We start from the raw sequence: 19,326 nt of genomic DNA, 5'->3' as shown, positions 1-19,326 counted from the left end.
AAATGAGCGGGTTGAAACGCGCTTAAAAACCGTTTTTTTACGCTTTCGTACAACCTTGTTAACGCTCTTACGCCACCTATTTAACTTTTTTTTGATTGAACGTTCAATTAAAAATGCATATATTTTATTACCAATACGTTAGTAATTTGTATGAATTTTGGAGTTGGTAAGAAGCCAATTTATTGAAAAACAGTGATTAATTAGCAAGGCAGGGGAAAAAATGGCAATTGCCGATACGACAGATAAACAGAGCGAAAAACCTCGCGACCAGCTCAACAAGGTGGTGTTCTTCACCTCCGCAGGTTTGATTTTAGCCTTCACACTAATGACCATTTTCTTCACCGATTTATCGGGAAAATGGATCAGCCTGACCCTCAACTGGGTGTCTGCTACATTTGGCTGGTATTACATGCTGGCGGCGACGCTGTACATCGTGTTTGTAGTGTTCATAGCCTGCTCGCGCTTCGGCTCGATCAAACTGGGCCCTGAACAATCCAAACCCGAATTCAGCATGATGAGCTGGGCGGCCATGTTATTTGCCGCCGGGATCGGCATCGACCTGATGTTTTTCTCGGTCGCCGAACCGGTAACGCAGTACATGCTGCCGCCGGAAGGTAACGGCCAGACGCTGGAAGCCGCACGACAGGCAATGACCTGGACGCTGTTCCACTACGGCCTGACCGGCTGGGCAATGTATGCGCTGATGGGGATCGCGCTGGGCTATTTCAGCTACCGCTATAACCTGCCACTGACCATCCGTTCGGCGCTGTACCCGATTTTCGGCAAACGCATCAACGGCCCGATCGGTCACAGCGTGGATATTGCCGCCGTCGTCGGCACCATTTTTGGTATCGCGACAACGCTCGGTATTGGCGTGGTGCAGCTCAATTACGGGCTGAAAGTGCTGTTCCATATTCCGGAAAACCTGACCGTTCAGGCCGCCCTGATCCTGCTTTCGGTGATCATGGCGACGGTATCGGTCACGTCTGGCGTGAATAAAGGCATCCGAATTCTGTCGGAACTCAACGTGCTGCTGGCGCTGGGGCTGATCCTGTTCCTGCTGTTCTTTGGCAATACCGAATTCCTGCTCAATGCGCTGGTGCTCAACATCGGGGATTACATCAACCGCTTTATGGGCATGACGCTCAATACCTTTGCGTTTGATCGTCCGACGGAATGGATGAACAGCTGGACCCTGTTCTTCTGGGCATGGTGGGTGGCCTGGTCGCCGTTTGTCGGCCTGTTCCTGGCGCGTATTTCACGCGGGCGCACCATCCGTCAGTTCGTGCTCGGTACGCTGATCATTCCGTTTGTCTTCACCCTGTTGTGGCTGTCGATTTTCGGTAACAGTGCGCTGTATCAGATCCTGCACGGCAATCTGGATTTCGCCAACGAAGTGATTGCGCACCCTGAGCGCGGCGTTTACAGCCTGCTGGCGCAGTATCCCGGTTTTACGCTGAGTGCTTCTGTCGCCACCATCACCGGCCTGCTGTTTTATGTCACCTCGGCGGATTCCGGTTCACTGGTGCTGGGTAACTTCACCTCAAAACTGGCGGACATTAATAACGATGCGCCGAACTGGCTGCGGATTTTCTGGTCAGTCACCATCGGCGTGCTGACGCTGGGGATGCTGATGACCGACGGCGTTTCCGCGCTGCAAAACACCACGGTGATTATGGGGCTGCCGTTCAGCTTTGTGATTTTCTTCATCATGGCCGGATTATATAAATCGCTGCGGCTGGAAGATTACCGCCGCGCCAGCACCCAGCAGAATCTGGCGCCGATGCCTTCAACCAGCGACGCGGCGCTGAACTGGAAACAGCGTCTGTCACGGGTGATGAACTATCCGGGCACGCGCCATACGCAGAAAATGATGGATACCGTCTGCCGTCCGGCGATGCAGGAAGTGGCGCAGGAACTGGAACTGCGCGGGGCGAAAGTGACGTTCAACGAACATGAGCCACAGGAAGACGAGAAAATCGGGCCGCTGGAATTGCAGGTGGCGCTGGGCGAAGAACAGAACTTTGTGTATCAGATCTGGCCGGTGCGTTATGCCGTCCCTGCCTTTACCTATCGCGCACGTGCGGGTAAATCGAATTATTACCGTCTGGAAACCTTCCTGCTGGAAGGTACGCAGGGCAATGACCTGATGGACTTCACCAAACATCAGGTAATCAATGACATTCTGGATCAGTACGAACGTCATCTGAACTTCCTGCACATTAACCGCGAAGCGCCGGGGAATACCCTGACCTTCCCGGAACAGCCGGTTTAATCACGTAAACCTGATAACAACGACCTCACAAAAAACCCGCGTAATGCGGGTTTTTTTATGTCCGGAAACGTGCGCTTAACGTAAAAATGGCAGGACTTTTTCCAGCAGCAGTTCCGGCTGTTCTTCGGCGATGTAATGCCCGCAAGGCAGCGCCTCACCCTGCACGTTTTCTGCCACCTTTTCCCACTCCGCCAGCGGCGCAAAACATTTCCCCACCGTGCCCTGTTCCCCCCACAGAACCAAAAGCGGACACTTCACTTTGCGGCCTGCATTCACATCCGCTTCGTCGTGTTGCAGATCGATACCCGCCGACGCGCGGTAGTCCTCGCAAATCCCGCGTGCCGTGCCATCCAGTTGCAGACAACGCAAATAATCTGCGTAAGCTTCTTCGGTGAAAGGCTGCATACCGGCGCTGCGGCTGCCCATTACGCTGCGCAGATAGAGATCGGCATCGGCCATGATTAATGCTTCCGGCAGCGGTGCCGGGCGGATCAGGAAAAACCAGTGCCAGTAAGCGCGGGCGAAGGTTTCAGTCGTCTGGCGATACATGGAAAGCGTCGGAGCGATATCCATCAGCACCAGCCGCTTCACCGCCTGCGGATGATCCAGCGCCAGCCGGTGCGCCACACGGGCACCGCGATCGTGAGCGACCACGCTGAACTGATTAAAACCGAGCGCGGCCATCAGCTCAAACTGATCCTGTGCCATTTCGCGCTTGCTGTAGCGCAGATGCTCCGCATCCGGCTCCGGTTTACCGCTGTCCCCATAACCGCGTAAATCGGCAAGTACCACGGTGAACTGAGACGTCAGATAAGGCGCGACTTTATGCCAGATCGCCTGAGTCTGCGGGTGTCCGTGCAGCAATAACAACGGTTCCCCCTGACCGGCAATGCGGCAGGCAATTTCGGTGCCGTTAACGGCCATCCGCCTTTGGGTAAAATGTTCAAACATAGGTTTTCTCCTTTTTTACCCATCTTAGTCGCTGATGAACCGGCAACAAGGCCGCAAGTGGAGATTGCCGCTTCACGGATCGTGTTTTAACGCTCCACACTCAGCCCGTTGCCCGATACGCGTGAGTTTGCGACGCTGACGTTATCCACTTCGTTTATCAGGGCAATGCAATGAAGCCAAGAACGCTATACGAAAAACATATCGACAGCCACACCGTGCGTACGCTCGACGATAAAGGCCACGTGTTGCTCTACATCGACCGGCAGGTGATTAACGAATACACCAGCCCGCAGGCCTTCAGCGGATTGCGTGAAGCAGGCCGCCGCGTATGGCGTCCGAAAACGTCGCTGGCGGTGGTCGATCACGTCAACCCGACGGCACCCTTGCGTACGCGCCAGATGCCGGACGCCGGTGGCGCGCGTCAGGTTTCCTATCTGGCAGAAAATTGCCAGGAATTTGGCATTGAGCTGTTCGATATTCTCGACAGCCGTCAGGGGATTGAGCACGTTGTCGCCCCCGAACAGGGCTTTATTTTGCCGGGTATGGTGATTGCCGCCGGAGACAGCCACACCACCACATACGGCGCATTAGGCGCGTTCGGATTTGGTATCGGCACCTCGGAAATCGAACACCTTCTGGCGACCCAGACGCTGGTTTATAAACGCCTGAAAACCCTGCGGGTCACCGTTAACGGTACGCTCGCCAGAGGTATAACCGCCAAAGACGTGGTCATGGCGCTGGTGGCAAAAATCGGTGCGGCGGGAGCCACCGGCTACGCCATTGAATTTTGCGGTGAAGGCATCGACGCGCTGAGTGTGGAAGGCCGTATGACGATGTGCAATATGGCGGTTGAAGCCGGTGCCCGCGGGGCATTTATGGCACCTGACGACAAAGTTTTTGATTACCTGAAAGACAAACCGCGTGCGCCGAAAGGCCCGCAATGGTCGGCAGCGGTGAATGTCTGGCGTGAGTTACACAGCGATGCGGACGCCGTTTTCGACCGCGAAGTTGAACTGAGCGTCGCAGAAATCGCGCCGATGGTGAGCTGGGGAACCAGCCCGGATCAGGCGCTGGCAATCAGCGGCCAGGTGCCGGATCCGCTGGCAGAATCCGATGCCTCGCGCCGCAAGGATTTACAGCGTGCGTTGCAATACATGGGGCTGCGCGCTGGTCAGCCGCTGAACAGCATCAACATAAGTCATGCCTTTATCGGATCCTGCACTAACGCACGCATCGAAGATTTACGCGCTGCCGCCGAAGTGGTTCGTGGAAAAACCGTCGCCCCCAGCGTTCGTGCGATGATCGTACCCGGTTCCAGTCAGGTTCGCGCGCAGGCCGAGCAGGAAGGTCTGGCGGAGATCTTCACCCGCGCAGGTTTTGAATGGCGTCAGTCGGGCTGCTCGATGTGTCTGGCGATGAACGATGATGTGCTTTCGCCGGGCGACCGCTGTGCCTCCAGCACCAACCGTAATTTCGAAGGCCGCCAGGGCGCGGGAGCGCGTACCCATCTGATGAGCCCGGCAATGGTAGCTGCTGCGGCAATTTCCGGTCATCTGACCGATATCCGGGAACTGGAAGGAGAAAACAATGCAGGCTTTTAACGTACTAACCGGCGTAGCTGCGCCGTTACCCGCCGCGAATGTCGATACCGATGTGATCATGCCGAAGCAATTTTTAAAAGGCATCGACCGCAACGGGTTAGATCACGGGGTATTTTTCGATTTGCGTTTTCTGGCGGACGGTTCTCCGGATCCGGCGTTTATCCTCAATCAGCCTGACTGGCAGAATGCCAGATTCCTGCTGGTCGGGCCGAACTTCGGTTGCGGCTCCAGTCGCGAACATGCGGTATGGGGATTAAAACAGCTGGGGATCCGTGCCTTGATCGGCACGACGTTTGCGGGGATTTTTTTCGATAACTGCCAGCGTAACGGCGTACTGACGGTACAGCTGAGTCCTGAACAGTGGCAACAGGTCGCACAGGAAGTGACTCTCGCGGTCAGCAACGAAATCACCGTCGATTTGCCACAGCAGAAGATTGTTTTGCATAACGGCAACGTGATTGATTTTGCCATTGATGAGCTGAGCAAACTCTCTTTGCTTAACGGATTAGATGCTGTCGGTAATACGCTGCGGTACAGCGAGGACATTCGTCAGTTTCAGCAGTCACATCTGCAAAAAAATCCGTGGCTGGCCTGAGCCACAGATATCTGATGTGCCCTCTAAAAACGGCGCCAGGTCAGTAACTGACTGAACCGCTGCTGAAGGAATTCGACGCAAACCCGCAGCTTGGCAGAATCCGCAAGGCGTGTCGGGTAAACCGCCCACACGCTGGCGGGTTGCGAATAGTCTGGCAATATTTGAACCAGTTCACCGCGTTCGATATAAGGACGTACGTCCCACTCTGAACGCAGGATAATGCCGTGATCTTTCAGTGCCCATTGCAGAACCACTTCGCCGCTGTTCGATGAAAGCGGCCCTTTTACACGGGCGCGAACCTCTTTGTCTCTGGCGGTGAGAGTCCAGATGCCAAAGGGGTTATCGCGCTCTTTTAATACCAGACACTGATGCTGCGCCAACGCATCCGTTGACTCCGGCACGCCATGCGCGGCCAGATATGCCGGAGACGCACACAAAATACGCTGATGCTGCGCCAGCTTTTTACCGATGTGCTGCTCGGGAATATCGTCACCGACAAGAATTTCCAAATCGATCCCGTCGGCGACCAGATCCACTACCCGGTCGAATAAATCCAGTCGCAGATTCAGCAGCGGATACTGTTCCGCCAGTTCAGCCACCGCAGGTGCAACGTGACAACGCCCGAAACCGAACGAGCTGCAAATATGCACATTGCCTCGCGGTTCAGTGCGGGAGTCTGACAGGTCACCGATAAACTGATCGAAGTTATCCAGAATTTGCAGCGCCCAGCGGCGGGCTCTTTCACCCTCGTCGGTTAAGCGCACACCCCGTGTGGAACGGTGCAGCAGACGGGCATTCAGCGACTCTTCAAGGATCTGGATCCGCTTGCTGACATAGGCCGGAGACTGACCGAGCTCAGTGGCGGCAGCGGCAAAACTTTGTTTATTTACCACCGCCAGAAACACCCGTAAATCTTCTGCCAGTGGCAGACGATCGCGTTCACTTGTCATAGTGATTACCCGCAGACAGGCATGTTGAGCTTTTCCGCCCGGTGTACATCAGTGCTTTTCACCCCGGCGTTAGCCAGTTTTTCTTCCGCCTCGTCGAGGTCTTCCTCATCGATTTCCAGCGGTTCCTGATCCTGCCCCTCACAAGGGGTCAGCGCCAGTTCCACCAGGATCGGGAAATGATCCGACCCCATAAACTCAAGACGCTGAAGACTGACCAGCGTGAAATCTTTGCTATGGAAAACGTGATCCAGCGGCCAGCGAAGGAACGGATAACTGGCGTGGAAAGTATTGAACATACCCCGGCCACGGCGCGGATCGAGCAGGCCGCTGACTTTCATAAACAGGCGCGTGGTGCGAGACCATGCCACATCATTCAGGTCACCGGTCACAATCGTCGGATAGGTCGCTTTCGCCGCCGTATGACCGACGGCAACCAGCTCGCCATCGCGGTCAGTGGATTCGTCGGCTTCCGTCGGGCTTGGCGGCATCGGGTGCAGGCAGTGCATCACCACCTGTTCGCCGGAAGGCAGTTCGGCGCGAAAATGCATCGACGGAATATCGTCTGCCACCAGAAATTGAATTTTTGCCGAATGCATCGGCAGACGGGAATAGACGTGCATTCCGTAGAGATTATCCAGAGGGCAACGCAGGCTGTGCGGGTAATCCGCGTCCAGCACCGCCATCTGGTCTTCCCACCACTGATCTGTTTCCAGCAACACCAGAATATCCGGCTGATGCTCGCGTATTTGTGCAATCAGCGCACCGGCTTTGCGGTTGGTGGTCAGCACGTTGCTGTTCATGATTTTGATACGTGAATGACTGCCGGAGACGGTTTTCTTCACCTGCACCCGGTAAAAGGGGGTGTAAGGCAAAATCCACCAGCTCTGATAGGCCATACAAGCCACCGTTAAAATAATGATTGTGGTGGAAATTCCGTCGCTTAACGGCATGATCATCAGCTCGGTCAGCAGAAATAGCAGACACAACGTTGCCATCTGCAAACGCGGGAAATCCCAGACCCGTACCCACCAGCGCTGATTGCGGGAAAAAGGCAGCAGCGTCAGCAAGGTCATGATGACCGTCAGGACACAAAGGGTAATTCGAAAAGCATGCATCGGTTATCGACCCTGATAAAAAAATAGCAGAAGAGAAACTCTCAATACCTTGTTAACCGATTGTGACTTAAAAAACGGAGGGCGACCAGAAGGATGTCACCGCCCTTTCCATTGTTCCGAAAAAGGCGGCATTTTTAGCGGTAATTATTTTGCAGCGGCGGCCTGATCAGGCACATGACACCAGTTGTGTTGCTCGACAATCCCGCCATTTGGCGAGGTGTAACCGATACAGCCCAGAATGGTGTCGTACAGTTTTTCATGGAAAGCCGGTTTCTTTTCAGCGGCCATTTTCTGCAACTGTTCGAAGCCCGCTTTGTTCTGGTCGTTTGACAGGAACTTGTCTGACGCCCAGACCATGATCGGCACAGTACGTTGCTCAATCGGCGCATGATCGCGCGGTGTGCCGTGGAAATGCATACTTTTGGAAATCGATTCACCGTGATCGGAGGCATAAAACACAATCGCATTCTTGTCGCGCAGCTGATCAAACACCTGCGACAGGAAATAGTCGGTATACAACAGCGAGTTGTCGTAAGCGTTGATCATCTCTTCCGTAGAACAGGAATCATCAATACCCATGCATTCCGGCTTATATTTGGCGAAAGAACGCGGATAACGGTCGGAATAAAGATAATGCGAGCCTTTGGTATGCAGAATAATCAGGTGCTTACCCTGCGGATGATTGTTCATCGAATCTTTCATTTCGTTGATGAGCAGCATGTCATCCACCGGCTTACCGGCATTACGCTTCTCAGAGGCAATGTTCTCACGCAGTGAATAATCGTCAGCGCGGGTTTTATTGTAGAACCACGCTTCGCTTTGCATGGAATAAAGCTCAGAGCTCCAGCCATTGCTTTTCAGAACGGAAAACACGTTAGCTTCTTTCAGGGTACGCTGCGGTTCTTCAGAGGCTCCGCCCTCGCGCACAAACATGCAGCGCAGGGAAAGTTTGGTGGCGGTATCACAGGAATAGCCCTGCAACGCGACCAGGTTTTTCTCTTTGTCGAGATTCGGCGTGTTGTCACGGTCGTAGCCGTACAGCCCCATATGGTCACGACGCGCACTTTCGCCGATCACAAACACCACATACATATCTTTGGCATCAGCCGGTGCGGTGTAAGTGAAATGTTTGGCCGGATCGAACAGGTTTTTGTTGTCTTCGGCTTTGCTGTAGCTGCTGTAGGTGTAAAGTCCAAGCGCTGAGAGCCAGTTAGACGGCGAATACGTACCAGCCACCACGCCGCCATAACTCGCCATCATGCGGTTATTGACGATGTCGTGACGATCCTGCACTTTGCCCATCAGACGCAGTGGCATATAACAAATCAGCCCGGAAACCGCGAGCAGCACGGTTCTCACCGCCAGCTTTTTAAAGGTTGTTTGTCTGAGCGCCGCACCCGGCATTTTGCTCAGCCACAACAGCAGAACGGGGATCAGGCTGACCAGAACCGTCCAGGCGATGAAGTGCGTTCCGACAGATTCTTTCGATAAATCAATCGAGTCCGATGCCAGCGCCGCCGCCAAAATACCGTAACCGATATCGACGTTGAACAGGATCATGTAATAGCTGGCGGCAGCGGAGGAAATAACAATGGCCGTCATCAGCACACGGAAAACGGTTTTTCCGGTATAAGACAGCAACATACAAAGGAAGTAGACCAGCGCGAAACAGGCGATCGCTTCAACAGCAATGGACAACGCATTGTCATAATGCAGCTGCTCGAAACGACGGAAGAAGATCGGAAGGTTCAGTAAAATCCCAAGATAAAGTGCAATGAACAAAGAGATGCTCTGTTGCGAAAGTGTTCGTAATTTATGCATTAGAAATAAATGGCTCTTTTGTGAGTCTGTTTACGTCGTAAAGACCGCTCGTACCGGAGGATGGAACCTGCTCCTTAGGACAATTCAGACCCCGGAACGCCTATAATCGTTCAAAGTCATTGGTGACTTCCAATGTGATAATGTTACAAAATTAACGAATTGCTTATGTTTCAAAGCCATAGAAATGTGGGTTTCATACTTTTCCGACTCATTTTTTGAAATCTGTTGAGCAATTATTAAGAATCTTTGTGACCCGTATCAGGAAAGGACAGCGTGAAGCGCGTCTCTCCCTGCGCTGAACTTTCAACACTGACACTGCCCTGATGCAGCGCCATAATGGCCTGAACAATCGATAAACCGAGCCCGCTGGAACTGCCACCTTCACTGCGCGATGCATCTGCACGATAGAAACGGTCGAAAAGTTTTCCGAGCTTATCTGCCGGTATCGGATCGCCCTGACTGATAACGTGAATATCCATGCCTTTATCATGAGGTTCGGCGCGTAATACCACTTCGGTTCCTTCACGGCCATAACGCACCGCATTGGCAACCAGATTACTCAGCGCACGCTGGAACAAAATAGCATCCGCGTGTAATACACCGCGCCCCTCGCCATGCAGGGTCATTTCCCGCTCTTCTGCCAGCCCTTCAAAATATTCCTGGATACGCGTAATTTCTGATGAAACATCAATGCTGGTTATGGTGAGAACCGACCGCGCATCCGAAGCACGCGCCAGAAAAAGGATGTTTTCGACCATCCGCGAGATGCGTTCCAGTTCTTCCATATTGTTAGCCAGCAGCGTTTCATATTCTTCAACCGTGCGTGGCTGATACAACGCCACCTGACAATGCCCCATCAGCGCGCCCACCGGCGTGCGGATTTCATGGGCCAGATCAGCGGAAAACTGCGTCAGGCGCTGATAACCTTCCGCCAGCCTTTCCAGCATATCGTTGAAAGAAAGGATGAGTTGCTGTAATTCCTGCGGCGCTTTGTCGGTACTCAGGCGCGTCGATAAGCTGGCCGGATGGATTTGCGTCGCTTCCCGCGCCATATTGCGCAGCGGCCTCAACCCGCGGCGGATGACCAGATAACCCAGTGCGGCAATCAGCACATACGAAAACAACACTGCGCCAATAATTTCCCAGCGGAAGGTTTCTAACAGGCGCGATTCTTCGGTCATGAAATGGCCTGCGGTAATTTCAACCGTGCGTCCGTCCTGAATTTTTACCGCAGCACGGGCAAAACGCACCGGCGTGCCATCTGGCGCCTTTTGCCCGTGAACCGTTTTCAGCGTCAGCGGCTGCCCTTCGGGGACCGCGGCAAACGGCGGCAAAACAAGGTGTGAAGGATTGACGTTGATTAACGGCGGTTCACCGGAAAGGCTGAAGGTCAGAATATCGCGCTCATTGCCGAGCATATTTTCAAACAGGCCGGGATTACGGCTCAGCTGTGACAGCGGGAATTCATTCGCCAGCAGATGGCGAAAATACTGCACGCGCCCGCTGACCTGATAATCCGCACGGCGCACCAGTTCTTTGTCCATCGAATAGTAGAGATAAAAGCCCACGGCACTGACCACCAGCGAGGCCAGCAGCGCAAAAAGTAATGTGGCGCGCAGCGTCAGCGACATGGCCCGTGCAGGCTTTTTAGCGGAGGTTAAATCAGTCATTGCGCACTTCACAGACGTAGCCGATGCCGCGCACGGTGTGGATCAGTTTCAGCTCAAAGCCACGGTCAACTTTGGCGCGCAGACGCTTAATGGCGACATCCACCACGTTTGTATCACTGTCGAAATTCATATCCCATACCTGCGAGGCGATCATGGTGCGCGACAGCACTTCGCCTTCGCGACGCATCAGCAGCTGCAACAACATGAATTCTTTATTGGTCAGCGCGATGGTCTGATCCTGACGGGTTACGCGACGGCGCAGCACATCCAGATGCAGGTCAGCGACCGAGTAAATATCCGGCTCACGCGCTGCCGGACGGCGCAGCAACGTGCGGATACGCAATACCAGTTCGGTAAAGGAAAACGGTTTGATCAGATAATCGTCAGCGCCCAGTTCCAGCCCGTGGATGCGATCCTGCACTTCATCACGTGCGGTAAGAAACAGCACCGGCACGTCGCTTTTCTTGCGCAGAACTTCCATCACCTGCCAGCCGTCGAGGCCGGGCAGCATGACATCGAGGATCACCGTGTCATAGCCCTCTTCCAGCGCCAGAAACAGGCCATCGGCCCCGTTACGCGCCAGATCGACGCTGTAACCGGCTTCGGTCAGCCCTTTTTTCAGGTAATCGCCTGTACTGACATCGTCTTCAATCACCAGTATCCGCATTCAGGCCCTCAGCGCCGCAATACCATTCTCCCAAAGAATGATTCATGGGGAAGTTTATCAGTTTCGCCAGACACCTTTGATGACAATTTTGTCATCAATTTGTCATCAGCCAATCCCGGTTTATCGTCCACTCTTAAGGAAGCCATTCATCACTGGCAGGGTCAGTGATTCTTCTAACCAAATGAAATAACGCCGGAAACTGGAGAGTTAATAATGAATACCACCAAACGTCTTGCGGGTCTGTTACTGGGTTCACTGCTGATGAGCAGCACAATGGCATCAGCTTTTGCCGCCGATAACGTGATCAAACCAACACGCGGAACCATTGATTCTGTTAATGACTCATCAGTACAAATCACCACCCGTCAGGGCGAAAAGCTCGACGTTAAGCTGACGGATAAAACCCGTATCAACTCCGTCACCAAAGGCCAGATCAGCGATATCAAAGCCGACAGCTTCATCGGTACGGCGGCAGTACCTCAGGCCAACGGCACACTGAAAGCGCTGGAAGTTCACGTATTTGCGCCAAGCCTGCGCGGCAGCGGCGAAGGTTTCAATCCGTTTGAATCGCCGGACGGCAAAATCAACACCATGACCAACGGCACCGTCGGCAAACTGGTTAACAGCAATGGCCGCACGCTGACTGTGAAATACCATGATGCAGAGAAAACCGTTGTCGTTCCTGACGATGTACCGGTCGTTCTGCTGGCACCGGGTGACCGCAGTCTGCTGAAACCGGGCACCAAAGTCGTGCTGTTCGCGATGAAAGATGACAAAGGCTCCCTGGTTGCACGCGGCATTTCTGCGGGCAAAGACGGCGTTACGCCACCAATGTAATCCGGCCTGACGGCCTTACCGGACAACAGGAGTTTTTCCGTGAAACCTCAGCCCTCTCCACTTCGCAAACGCAGGGTGCATTCCTGGCCGGTGCGCATTTGTCACTGGATTAATCTGCTGGCAATGATCGGCATGGTAATGAGCGGCTGGGGGATTTATAACGCCGACCCGATTTTCTCGTTTACCTTTCCCCAGAGCACGACCCTCGGCGGCTGGCTGGGCGGCAACATCGCCTGGCATCTGGCAGTCATGTGGCTGCTGGCGGCCAATGCCCTTTTCTATGTGCTGTGGGGCATGTTCAGCGGCCATTTCCGCCGCGACTTTTACCCCTTTTCGCCGCGCTCCGTCTGGCGCGATACCGTTCGCGCGCTTACATTCAAACTTCCCCACAAACTCGGGCAGTACAACGCCGTGCAAAAACTGATGTACAGCGGCGTGCTGTTGCTCGGCGTATTGCTTTTGCTTTCCGGTTTGTCCATCTGGAAACCGGTACAGTTCAGCGGTCTGGTGTGGTTGTTTGGCGGTTTTGATATCGCGCGTTATGTGCATTTTTTTGCGATGAGCGGCGTGATGCTGTTCGTCATTATTCACGTACTGATGGTTCTGCTGGTGCCAAAAACCTTCGTGGCGATGCTAACCGGCGGCAAAAAAATAAGTACGGAGGAAAGCGCCGATGAGTGATAAATCACGCCGGCCAAAAATTATTCTTGAGCCCGATCAGCGCAAGCAACTGGTCAATATTCAGCGCCGCATGTTATTGCGTGGCGGTCTCACGCTGGGCGCGGTATCAATGCTCACCGGCTGTAATCTGCAGGACGGTGACGAAGTCGATAAAGTGCTGTGGGCGATGTCACGCTGGAATGACCGCGTGCAAGGCTGGCTGTTCAGCGGACAAAAACTAGCGCAAACCTATCGCGCTGACCAGATCACCACGCCGTTCCGCTTCAATGCTTATTATCCGGAATACAACGTGCCGGAAATAGACATTCCCAATTACCGGCTTGAAGTCTCCGGTCTGGTTCAAAAGAAAGCCTCGTGGACGCTGGAACAGTTACAGCGACTGCCGCAGGAAAGTCAGATCACCCGTCTGATTTGCATTGAAGGCTGGAGCGCAATTGGTCAGTGGAAAGGCGTGCCGCTGAAAACGTTTTTACAGCACGTCGGCGCAGATCTGACCGCTAAATACGTCGGATTCAAATGTGACGACCGTTATTATTCCAGCATCGATATGGCGACGGCGCTGCATCCGCAAACCATTCTGGCGCTGGATTTTGGCGGCAAACCGTTACCGCCGGATTTCGGTTACCCGTTACGCCTGAGAATGCCCACCAAACTCGGCTTCAAAAACGCCAAACACATCGGCGCGATTTTCGTTACCAACGAATATCCCGGCGGCTACTGGGAAGATCAGGGATATAACTGGTACAGCGGGATTTGAGTTGCCCGCTAAACCCCCTCCCGGCCTTCCCCTCGTAAGCGGCCAAGCTGCAAATAACGCTCCCGTCTCCACTACCCGCTGAAAAAAAGTCATAAAAAAACCGCTCAGTTGAGCGGTTTTTGTTTTCGCGGGTGTGTAACGACAAAGCGTTACGCAGGGCGAAGAATTAGAAGCTGTAACCCACGCCTGCGATCCAGGTACCAACATCAACACTGCGGATGCGGGACTGTTCGTAGGACACGTCCAGAGCAACGTTCTGGATTGGGTTGAACTGCAGACCAGCACCGTAAGAGAAGCCGTAATCGCTTGAATCGTATTTTTCACGGCTAGTAGATGCCGCTGATTCGTTGTACTGAGTTTTACCGTAACCCACACCCACAACACCGTAGATGGAAGCCCAGTCATTCAGACGGTAAGCTGGACCAGCAGTCAGACCGTAGTACTGTGCTTTACGGTAGTCGCCAGATGCCGGTGTGCTGTCATCTTCGATGTAGGTGAAAGAACCGATAACGCCCAGTGGGTTGCTATCTTGTTCCCAGCGGTATTTTAAGTTGAAGCCGTTTGCTTTGTTAGCAACGCCTTGCATATCACCCTGAGCATAACCAGCGGTAACGGTGCTGGTGTCAGCGAATGCGCTTGATGCGCCCAGTGCAACTACACAAGCTAATGCGGAAAGACATGCGATTTTTTTCATCATAACCACCTCAAATAAGAAACCAAAGTAACCTTCACGTTCCAAAATATAACAAAAACTAGTGTGAAACTCTGCCTCATTTAAGATGTCCAAAGCATCATATGGTGTAACAGGAAGTTTCCAGCACACCCTATCCATCTAATTTAATTGGGATTTTCGTCAAATAAACTATAAGATAAACTTATTGAACTTTTTGAAATTAGCAGATAATTCCTAATTATCTGGACAAAAAATGGACACTTTTCAGGCGTTTTTTCGCTTCTTTTAAAAAAACACGTTCTGAAAAAAACTTTTTATCAGGATTTTTTCTGTCCCGCTTTCCCTCTACACTGACCTTGCTTTACCTTTCTTTTCAAAACTATAAATCTAAAAGATTCTGAATTTATGGAATCACCTCAAAAGGCTCAAAGGATGACTCATTCAGGAAAGAACACGCCGGAAACGCAGACGACTCTGCCGCCTGCGACAAATAACAACAGCCCCCCGATCCCGGCGTTACCTAAAAAAGCGTCTCCCCTGGTGGCGATCCTGTTGCTGCTGATCGCCATGCTCTCATTACAGGGCGGCGCGTCACTGGCCAAAACGTTGTTCCCGGTAGTCGGGCCACAAGGCGTCACCGCGCTGCGACTGGGTATCGGCTCGATTCTGTTGCTGCTCTATTTCCGTCCGTGGCGCCTGAAAATGCGCGGCGGCAATCTGCGTTCACTGCTGATGTATGGTCTGGCACTGGGCTGCATGAATTATTCCTTTTATCTGGCACTGCGCACCGTGCCGCTGGGCATTGCCGTTGCACTGGAATTTACCGGCCCGCTGGCCGTGGCGATGTTTTCTTCACGCAGACCCGTCGATTTTATCTGGGTCGTGCTGGCCGTCACCGGATTGCTGTTCCTGCTGCCGCTCGGCCAGAGCGCGGGCGGTGTTGATCTCAAAGGCGCGTGTTTTGCGCTGATTGCGGGTGCGTGCTGGGCGATTTATATTCTTGCCGGACAACGAGCTGGCAGCAGCTACGGCCCCGGCACTGCCGCGATGGGCTCGCTGATTGCCGCACTGATCTTCTTCCCTGTCGGTGTCATCCAGGCGAAGACCTCCATATTCAGCTGGGAGATCCTGCCGCTGGGCCTGCTGATCGCCCTGCTCACGTCAGCTATTCCTTATTCACTGGAAATGATGGCGCTGACCAAACTGCCCGCTAAAACTTTCGGCACGCTGATGAGCATGGAACCGGCGATGGCGGCGCTTTCCGGCATTATCTTCCTCGGCGAGTTTCTGACAGGAACGCAGTGGCTTGGGCTGGCGGCAATTATCGCAGCCTCGGCCGGTTCGACGCTGACGATTCAGCGTAAAACAAAAATAGAAACGGTCGATATCGCCGGGAATAATCCTTCCGGTAAATAGCCTTTCGGCAAATAGCCCTGCGTTTTTCTGTCAAAAAGCCACGTTCATCCGACGTGGCTTTTTCTTTTCTGTTTGTTCTTTTCTGTTTATTCTTTTTTATCAATGCATTGCAAATTACTTTCATTAATTTCGATTTTTTATCGTTTTTCCTGCATCCAAAAGCGGGGGTCCGTTCGTATGTATAGATGTGAGGCAAGACCTTACCTACTCAACGACAAAGGACTACATCATGAAAACATTACTCCGTACCGCTATCTGTGCATCTCTTCTGCTGAGCACCGCGTCAATGGCTGCAATGATGTCCCAAAGCACCACCATGGTCGGTGGCGCTGAAATGTATCCTTCTAAAAATATCGTAGAAAATGCCCTGAACTCGAAAGACCACACCACCCTGGTCGCCGCCGTGAAAGCGGCGGGTCTGGTGGATACGTTGCAGGGTAAAGGCCCGTTCACTGTGTTTGCGCCGACCAACGCCGCTTTCGCTAAACTGCCAGCCGGGACTGTCGACAATCTGGTGAAACCGGAAAACAAAGCCACGCTGACCAGCATCCTGACCTACCACGTGGTGGCGGGTAAGTATGAAATGAAAGATCTGGAAAAACTGCTGAAAAAAGGCAACGGCACGGCGGAACTGAAAACCGTCAACGGCCAGCCGCTGTGGATCATGAATAATGGCCCGCACAATATTCAGCTGAAAGATGGCAAAGGGAATGTCGCCAATATCAGTACTTATGACGTCCAGCAGAAGAACGGTGTGATCGACGTCATTGATACCGTCCTGATGCCAAAATAATACCGACTATACTGAGGGCATGATTTCTTTATGAAACAGCACCTCAGTAAGTCAGGACGGGCGAATGCATGACAATTTTTTAGTTAAGCCAACACCAGAGAAAGCACAGGAAGTACAGCGAGAACTGATGAGCGCCATGGCCGTTGGCGATCGACAGGCATTTGAGCAATTGTACCGTCTGACGTCCCCCCGGCTGTTTGCCGTCGCGCTGAGAATGCTGCGACGTCATGCCTGGGCAGAAGAAGTGTTGCATGACAGCTATATCACCGCGTGGAACCGTGCCGGGTCGTATAATCCGGCGCTGAGTTCCCCGATGACCTGGCTCACCCATATTGTCCGCAACCGCGCTATCGACTGGATGCGCGGGAGCGACAACCAGTTAGAAGAACTGGATGACAACCTGGGAGAAAACGATGCCAGCGACCACGATGAACCCTTACAACGGTTGCAGCAGGACAGCGAAGCCAAAATACTGGCCGACTGTCTCGCGCACCTTCCCGCCGAACAGAGACAAAGCCTGACTCTTGCCTATTATCAGGGCCTGTCACACGGTGAGGTGTCATCGCATTTACAACAACCTCTGGGGACGATTAAAAGCTGGATCCGTCGCGCCCTGGATCACTTAAAGAGCTGCGCAGGCCTATGAAAAGCAGAAGCCATTATCATGCTGCCCTCGCGGCTGAATATGCGCTCGGCACCTTACGCGGCGCAGCGCGGATTCAGTTCGAGCAAAAAATGCGGGAAGATCCTGAACTGGCGGCTGAAGTCGCCCGCTGGCAGGAAGCTTTCACACAACTGGATAATCAGATTGTCCCGGTCATTCCGCCCGCTTCGGTGTGGAAGCGCATTCAGCACAACCTTGCATTACAACCGGCCAGATTACCGGTTCCCGTTAAAAGACCGGTGCGCACATATCTTGGCTGGGCGCTGGCCGCCGGGCTTGCGGCGCTGTTACTCATCCCGCGCCTTCTGGTGCAACCTGAAACGCCGACACCGGTGGCTGTTCTCGCCAGCAGTGCCGGTGCGCAGAACGGGCAATGGGTGGTGAGCGTGGATATGAGTACCCGCAGCCTGATGCTGACGCCGCTTAAGGCGCAAGGTATCGCCGACAACCATAGCCTGGAACTGTGGGCCATTCCGCCGGGCGGCAAACCCCGCTCGCTCGGTCTGCTGAATACACAACAACCGACACAACTGGCACTGGCGGAAAAGATGCCTGATCCGGGTTATACGCTGGCAATCAGTCTGGAACCGCGCGGAGGCTCACCGACCGGACAACCGACAGGTGCAGTGCTGTACAGCGGTGCTCTGGCACTTTGATTCACTGCGATACCCTGCGATAGACGTTATGAAATATAAAACGGCAGGCTTTTCCTGCCGTTATGTTTTCAAAAGAATAATTTATGCCAGTAACTATTTTCTGTGCATAAATCGTTTTCAGTGAATAAATGACGGCTTCCGTTGAAACCAGAGCCAGGATATATATCCCCACACGTCAGCTTACATTTAATAATATCTGACCGCTGTAATGAAAATTATTATCACTGGCATTTAATGATTTTCTCGCTAATATTTTATCTGTTCAGGAGGATTCCTATCCACCTTATAAATCAGTGTGATAAGGTGGTTCCTCAAATACGGAATTGTCTATTAGACAGATGCTATCGAAGCGATAGGAAATGCTGTCCTGCAAAATTTCGATTTATTGCTATACTGAATGCAGTTGAGAAACACGTTTGTAGCAATTAATTTTAATGAAACAAGGAGATATGAATATGAGTACCGCTAAACTGGTCAAAACGAAATCTTCTGAGCTTATTTATACACGCAACGATTTAGATGAAAGCGTCAAGCTTGATACTATCAAGGTGCTGAACCGTCTGGTGGCCGAATATATTGATCTGTCACTGATTATCAAACAAGCACACTGGAACATGCGTGGCGCTAACTTCATCGCCGTCCACGAAATGCTTGATGGATTCCGTACTGCAGTTATCGATCACCAGGACACCATCGCAGAACGTGTGGTGCAGTTAGGTGGCGTGGCGCTGGGTACCGTTCAGGTTGTTAACGATAAAACGCCGCTGAAAAGCTACCCGACCAACATCCATACCGTGCAGGAACATCTGAAAGCGCTGGCGGATCGTTTCGCCGTTGTCGCTAACGATACCCGCAAGGCGATTGGTGAAGTAGAAGATGAAGATACCGCAGATATTTTCACCGCCGCATCGCGCGACCTGGATAAATTCTTGTGGTTCATCGAATCAAATATCGAGTAATCAGATAATCATTATCGGGTATATGTTGCCCGATACCGCAGAATCAGGCTGCGGAACTCTGAGTGATTAATGCGAAAGGCCAGTGACGAAAGTCGCTGGCTTTTTTATGTCCGCTATCCAGCCCCGCTCCCCTCTTGTGAAAATTTGACTTAAAACCCGCCTCAGTCAGTAACTTTGCATCAGAATTTAATAATACCCCTGATGAATAGTTACAATTTCAACTAAATCCGCAACTTAAGTCAATG

At 52.7% G+C, this 19,326-nt stretch carries 18 protein-coding genes; 11 read left to right on the top strand and 7 right to left on the bottom strand.

The window, feature by feature from the left end:
* Nucleotides 1–220: 220 nt before the first annotated feature.
* Nucleotides 221–2,275, top strand: a complete 2,055-nt coding sequence (locus tag ACM615_RS15300; RefSeq protein WP_112289408.1) for a choline transporter — start codon at nucleotides 221–223, stop codon at nucleotides 2,273–2,275.
* Between the two features lie 75 nt (nucleotides 2,276–2,350).
* Here ACM615_RS15300 and ACM615_RS15295 read toward each other — a convergent pair whose 3' ends face one another.
* Nucleotides 2,351–3,226 carry an alpha/beta fold hydrolase gene (locus ACM615_RS15295; RefSeq protein ID WP_431012133.1) on the bottom strand — a complete coding sequence of 292 codons (876 nt, stop codon included), beginning with the start codon at nucleotides 3,224–3,226 and terminating at the stop codon, nucleotides 2,351–2,353.
* 170 nt (nucleotides 3,227–3,396) lie between these two features.
* Between ACM615_RS15295 and leuC the strand changes: the two genes are divergently transcribed.
* Together leuC and leuD are read left to right on the top strand one after the other, a co-directional pair.
* Complete coding sequence (gene leuC / locus ACM615_RS15290) at nucleotides 3,397–4,827, top strand: 3-isopropylmalate dehydratase large subunit (protein WP_431012132.1); 1,431 nt, start codon at nucleotides 3,397–3,399, stop codon at nucleotides 4,825–4,827.
* Nucleotides 4,814–5,422: a 3-isopropylmalate dehydratase small subunit gene (gene leuD / locus ACM615_RS15285; RefSeq protein WP_129639000.1), complete on the top strand. Its 609-nt coding sequence runs from the start codon at nucleotides 4,814–4,816 to the stop codon at nucleotides 5,420–5,422. The genes leuC and leuD overlap by 14 nt, the downstream gene beginning before the upstream one ends.
* A gap of 23 nt (nucleotides 5,423–5,445) precedes the next feature.
* Here leuD and ACM615_RS15280 read toward each other — a convergent pair whose 3' ends face one another.
* The 5 genes from ACM615_RS15280 to ACM615_RS15260 all read right to left on the bottom strand — a co-directional run bounded on the left by ACM615_RS15280 (nucleotide 5,446) and on the right by ACM615_RS15260 (nucleotide 11,645).
* Nucleotides 5,446–6,372: a LysR substrate-binding domain-containing protein gene (locus ACM615_RS15280; RefSeq protein WP_129639001.1), complete on the bottom strand. Its 927-nt coding sequence runs from the start codon at nucleotides 6,370–6,372 to the stop codon at nucleotides 5,446–5,448.
* Nucleotides 6,373–6,377: 5 nt separating this feature from the next.
* Complete coding sequence (locus tag ACM615_RS15275; RefSeq protein ID WP_431012131.1) at nucleotides 6,378–7,487, bottom strand: endonuclease/exonuclease/phosphatase family protein; 1,110 nt, start codon at nucleotides 7,485–7,487, stop codon at nucleotides 6,378–6,380.
* Between the two features lie 144 nt (nucleotides 7,488–7,631).
* Nucleotides 7,632–9,308, bottom strand: coding sequence for a kdo(2)-lipid A phosphoethanolamine 7''-transferase (gene eptB / locus ACM615_RS15270; protein ID WP_431012130.1), 1,677 nt, complete (start codon nucleotides 9,306–9,308; stop codon nucleotides 7,632–7,634).
* Nucleotides 9,309–9,544: 236 nt separating this feature from the next.
* Nucleotides 9,545–10,978 carry a heavy metal sensor histidine kinase gene (locus ACM615_RS15265; RefSeq protein ID WP_240783308.1) on the bottom strand — a complete coding sequence of 478 codons (1,434 nt, stop codon included), beginning with the start codon at nucleotides 10,976–10,978 and terminating at the stop codon, nucleotides 9,545–9,547.
* Nucleotides 10,971–11,645: a heavy metal response regulator transcription factor gene (locus ACM615_RS15260; RefSeq protein ID WP_113877501.1), complete on the bottom strand. Its 675-nt coding sequence runs from the start codon at nucleotides 11,643–11,645 to the stop codon at nucleotides 10,971–10,973. The genes ACM615_RS15265 and ACM615_RS15260 overlap by 8 nt, the downstream gene beginning before the upstream one ends.
* Nucleotides 11,646–11,858: 213 nt before the next feature.
* On the opposite strand from ACM615_RS15260, the gene ACM615_RS15255 reads away from it, so the two are divergent.
* The 3 genes from ACM615_RS15255 to ACM615_RS15245 are packed head-to-tail and all read left to right on the top strand — an operon-like array spanning nucleotide 11,859 to nucleotide 13,920.
* The gene (locus ACM615_RS15255) at nucleotides 11,859–12,482 is read left to right on the top strand and encodes a hypothetical protein (RefSeq protein WP_112289412.1); all 624 of its coding nucleotides are present in this window, start codon (nucleotides 11,859–11,861) and stop codon (nucleotides 12,480–12,482) included.
* Between the two features lie 39 nt (nucleotides 12,483–12,521).
* Nucleotides 12,522–13,163 (top strand): cytochrome b/b6 domain-containing protein, encoded by a 642-nt coding sequence (locus ACM615_RS15250; RefSeq protein WP_113877500.1) that lies wholly within the window; start codon nucleotides 12,522–12,524, stop codon nucleotides 13,161–13,163.
* On the top strand, nucleotides 13,156–13,920 hold the full coding sequence (locus tag ACM615_RS15245; RefSeq protein ID WP_129639003.1) for a molybdopterin-dependent oxidoreductase: 765 nt from the start codon (nucleotides 13,156–13,158) through the stop codon (nucleotides 13,918–13,920). Before ACM615_RS15250 ends, ACM615_RS15245 begins: the two co-directional genes overlap by 8 nt.
* A 166-nt stretch (nucleotides 13,921–14,086) precedes the next feature.
* Here ACM615_RS15245 and ompX read toward each other — a convergent pair whose 3' ends face one another.
* On the bottom strand, nucleotides 14,087–14,614 hold the full coding sequence (gene ompX / locus ACM615_RS15240; RefSeq protein WP_112289432.1) for an outer membrane protein OmpX: 528 nt from the start codon (nucleotides 14,612–14,614) through the stop codon (nucleotides 14,087–14,089).
* Nucleotides 14,615–15,100: 486 nt separating this feature from the next.
* Between ompX and rhtA the strand changes: the two genes are divergently transcribed.
* From rhtA to dps, 5 genes are all read left to right on the top strand, one after another.
* Nucleotides 15,101–16,009 carry a threonine/homoserine exporter RhtA gene (gene rhtA / locus ACM615_RS15235; protein WP_369964440.1) on the top strand — a complete coding sequence of 303 codons (909 nt, stop codon included), beginning with the start codon at nucleotides 15,101–15,103 and terminating at the stop codon, nucleotides 16,007–16,009.
* 229 nt (nucleotides 16,010–16,238) lie between these two features.
* Entirely contained in the window at nucleotides 16,239–16,802 is a 564-nt protein-coding gene (locus ACM615_RS15230) for a fasciclin domain-containing protein (RefSeq protein WP_095922755.1), read from the top strand.
* Nucleotides 16,803–16,866: 64 nt separating this feature from the next.
* On the top strand, nucleotides 16,867–17,448 hold the full coding sequence (locus tag ACM615_RS15225) for a sigma-70 family RNA polymerase sigma factor (RefSeq protein ID WP_112289416.1): 582 nt from the start codon (nucleotides 16,867–16,869) through the stop codon (nucleotides 17,446–17,448).
* Nucleotides 17,445–18,122 (top strand): anti-sigma factor, encoded by a 678-nt coding sequence (locus tag ACM615_RS15220; protein WP_431012129.1) that lies wholly within the window; start codon nucleotides 17,445–17,447, stop codon nucleotides 18,120–18,122. Before ACM615_RS15225 ends, ACM615_RS15220 begins: the two co-directional genes overlap by 4 nt.
* A 455-nt stretch (nucleotides 18,123–18,577) precedes the next feature.
* The gene (gene dps / locus ACM615_RS15215) at nucleotides 18,578–19,081 is read left to right on the top strand and encodes a DNA starvation/stationary phase protection protein Dps (protein WP_112289418.1); all 504 of its coding nucleotides are present in this window, start codon (nucleotides 18,578–18,580) and stop codon (nucleotides 19,079–19,081) included.
* Nucleotides 19,082–19,326 lie beyond the last annotated feature (245 nt).

The organism is Rahnella sp. PAMC25617, assembly GCF_050606005.1.
Classification (GTDB): Bacteria; Pseudomonadota; Gammaproteobacteria; order Enterobacterales; family Enterobacteriaceae; genus Rahnella; species Rahnella variigena.
The sequence above is the reverse complement of the archived record's forward strand: the minus strand, read 5'-3'. Positions and strand labels throughout refer to the sequence as shown.

Bases quoted from the DNA above. Each gene is read 5' to 3' on its own strand.
- ACM615_RS15245 (WP_129639003.1), top strand. From the start codon at position 13,156: ATGAGTGATAAATCACGCCGGCCAAAAATTATTCTTGAGCCCGATCAG.
- leuD (WP_129639000.1), top strand. From the start codon at position 4,814: ATGCAGGCTTTTAACGTACTAACCGGCGTAGCTGCGCCGTTACCCGCC.
- ACM615_RS15230 (WP_095922755.1), top strand. From the start codon at position 16,239: ATGAAAACATTACTCCGTACCGCTATCTGTGCATCTCTTCTGCTGAGC.
- ACM615_RS15280 (WP_129639001.1), bottom strand. From the start codon at position 6,372: ATGACAAGTGAACGCGATCGTCTGCCACTGGCAGAAGATTTACGGGTG.
- ACM615_RS15225 (WP_112289416.1), top strand. From the start codon at position 16,867: ATGCATGACAATTTTTTAGTTAAGCCAACACCAGAGAAAGCACAGGAA.
- ACM615_RS15300 (WP_112289408.1), top strand. From the start codon at position 221: ATGGCAATTGCCGATACGACAGATAAACAGAGCGAAAAACCTCGCGAC.
- ACM615_RS15265 (WP_240783308.1), bottom strand. From the start codon at position 10,978: ATGACTGATTTAACCTCCGCTAAAAAGCCTGCACGGGCCATGTCGCTG.
- leuC (WP_431012132.1), top strand. From the start codon at position 3,397: ATGAAGCCAAGAACGCTATACGAAAAACATATCGACAGCCACACCGTG.
- eptB (WP_431012130.1), bottom strand. From the start codon at position 9,308: ATGCATAAATTACGAACACTTTCGCAACAGAGCATCTCTTTGTTCATT.
- ACM615_RS15295 (WP_431012133.1), bottom strand. From the start codon at position 3,226: ATGTTTGAACATTTTACCCAAAGGCGGATGGCCGTTAACGGCACCGAA.
- ACM615_RS15260 (WP_113877501.1), bottom strand. From the start codon at position 11,645: ATGCGGATACTGGTGATTGAAGACGATGTCAGTACAGGCGATTACCTG.
- ACM615_RS15220 (WP_431012129.1), top strand. From the start codon at position 17,445: ATGAAAAGCAGAAGCCATTATCATGCTGCCCTCGCGGCTGAATATGCG.
- ompX (WP_112289432.1), bottom strand. From the start codon at position 14,614: ATGAAAAAAATCGCATGTCTTTCCGCATTAGCTTGTGTAGTTGCACTG.
- dps (WP_112289418.1), top strand. From the start codon at position 18,578: ATGAGTACCGCTAAACTGGTCAAAACGAAATCTTCTGAGCTTATTTAT.
- ACM615_RS15275 (WP_431012131.1), bottom strand. From the start codon at position 7,487: ATGCATGCTTTTCGAATTACCCTTTGTGTCCTGACGGTCATCATGACC.
- ACM615_RS15255 (WP_112289412.1), top strand. From the start codon at position 11,859: ATGAATACCACCAAACGTCTTGCGGGTCTGTTACTGGGTTCACTGCTG.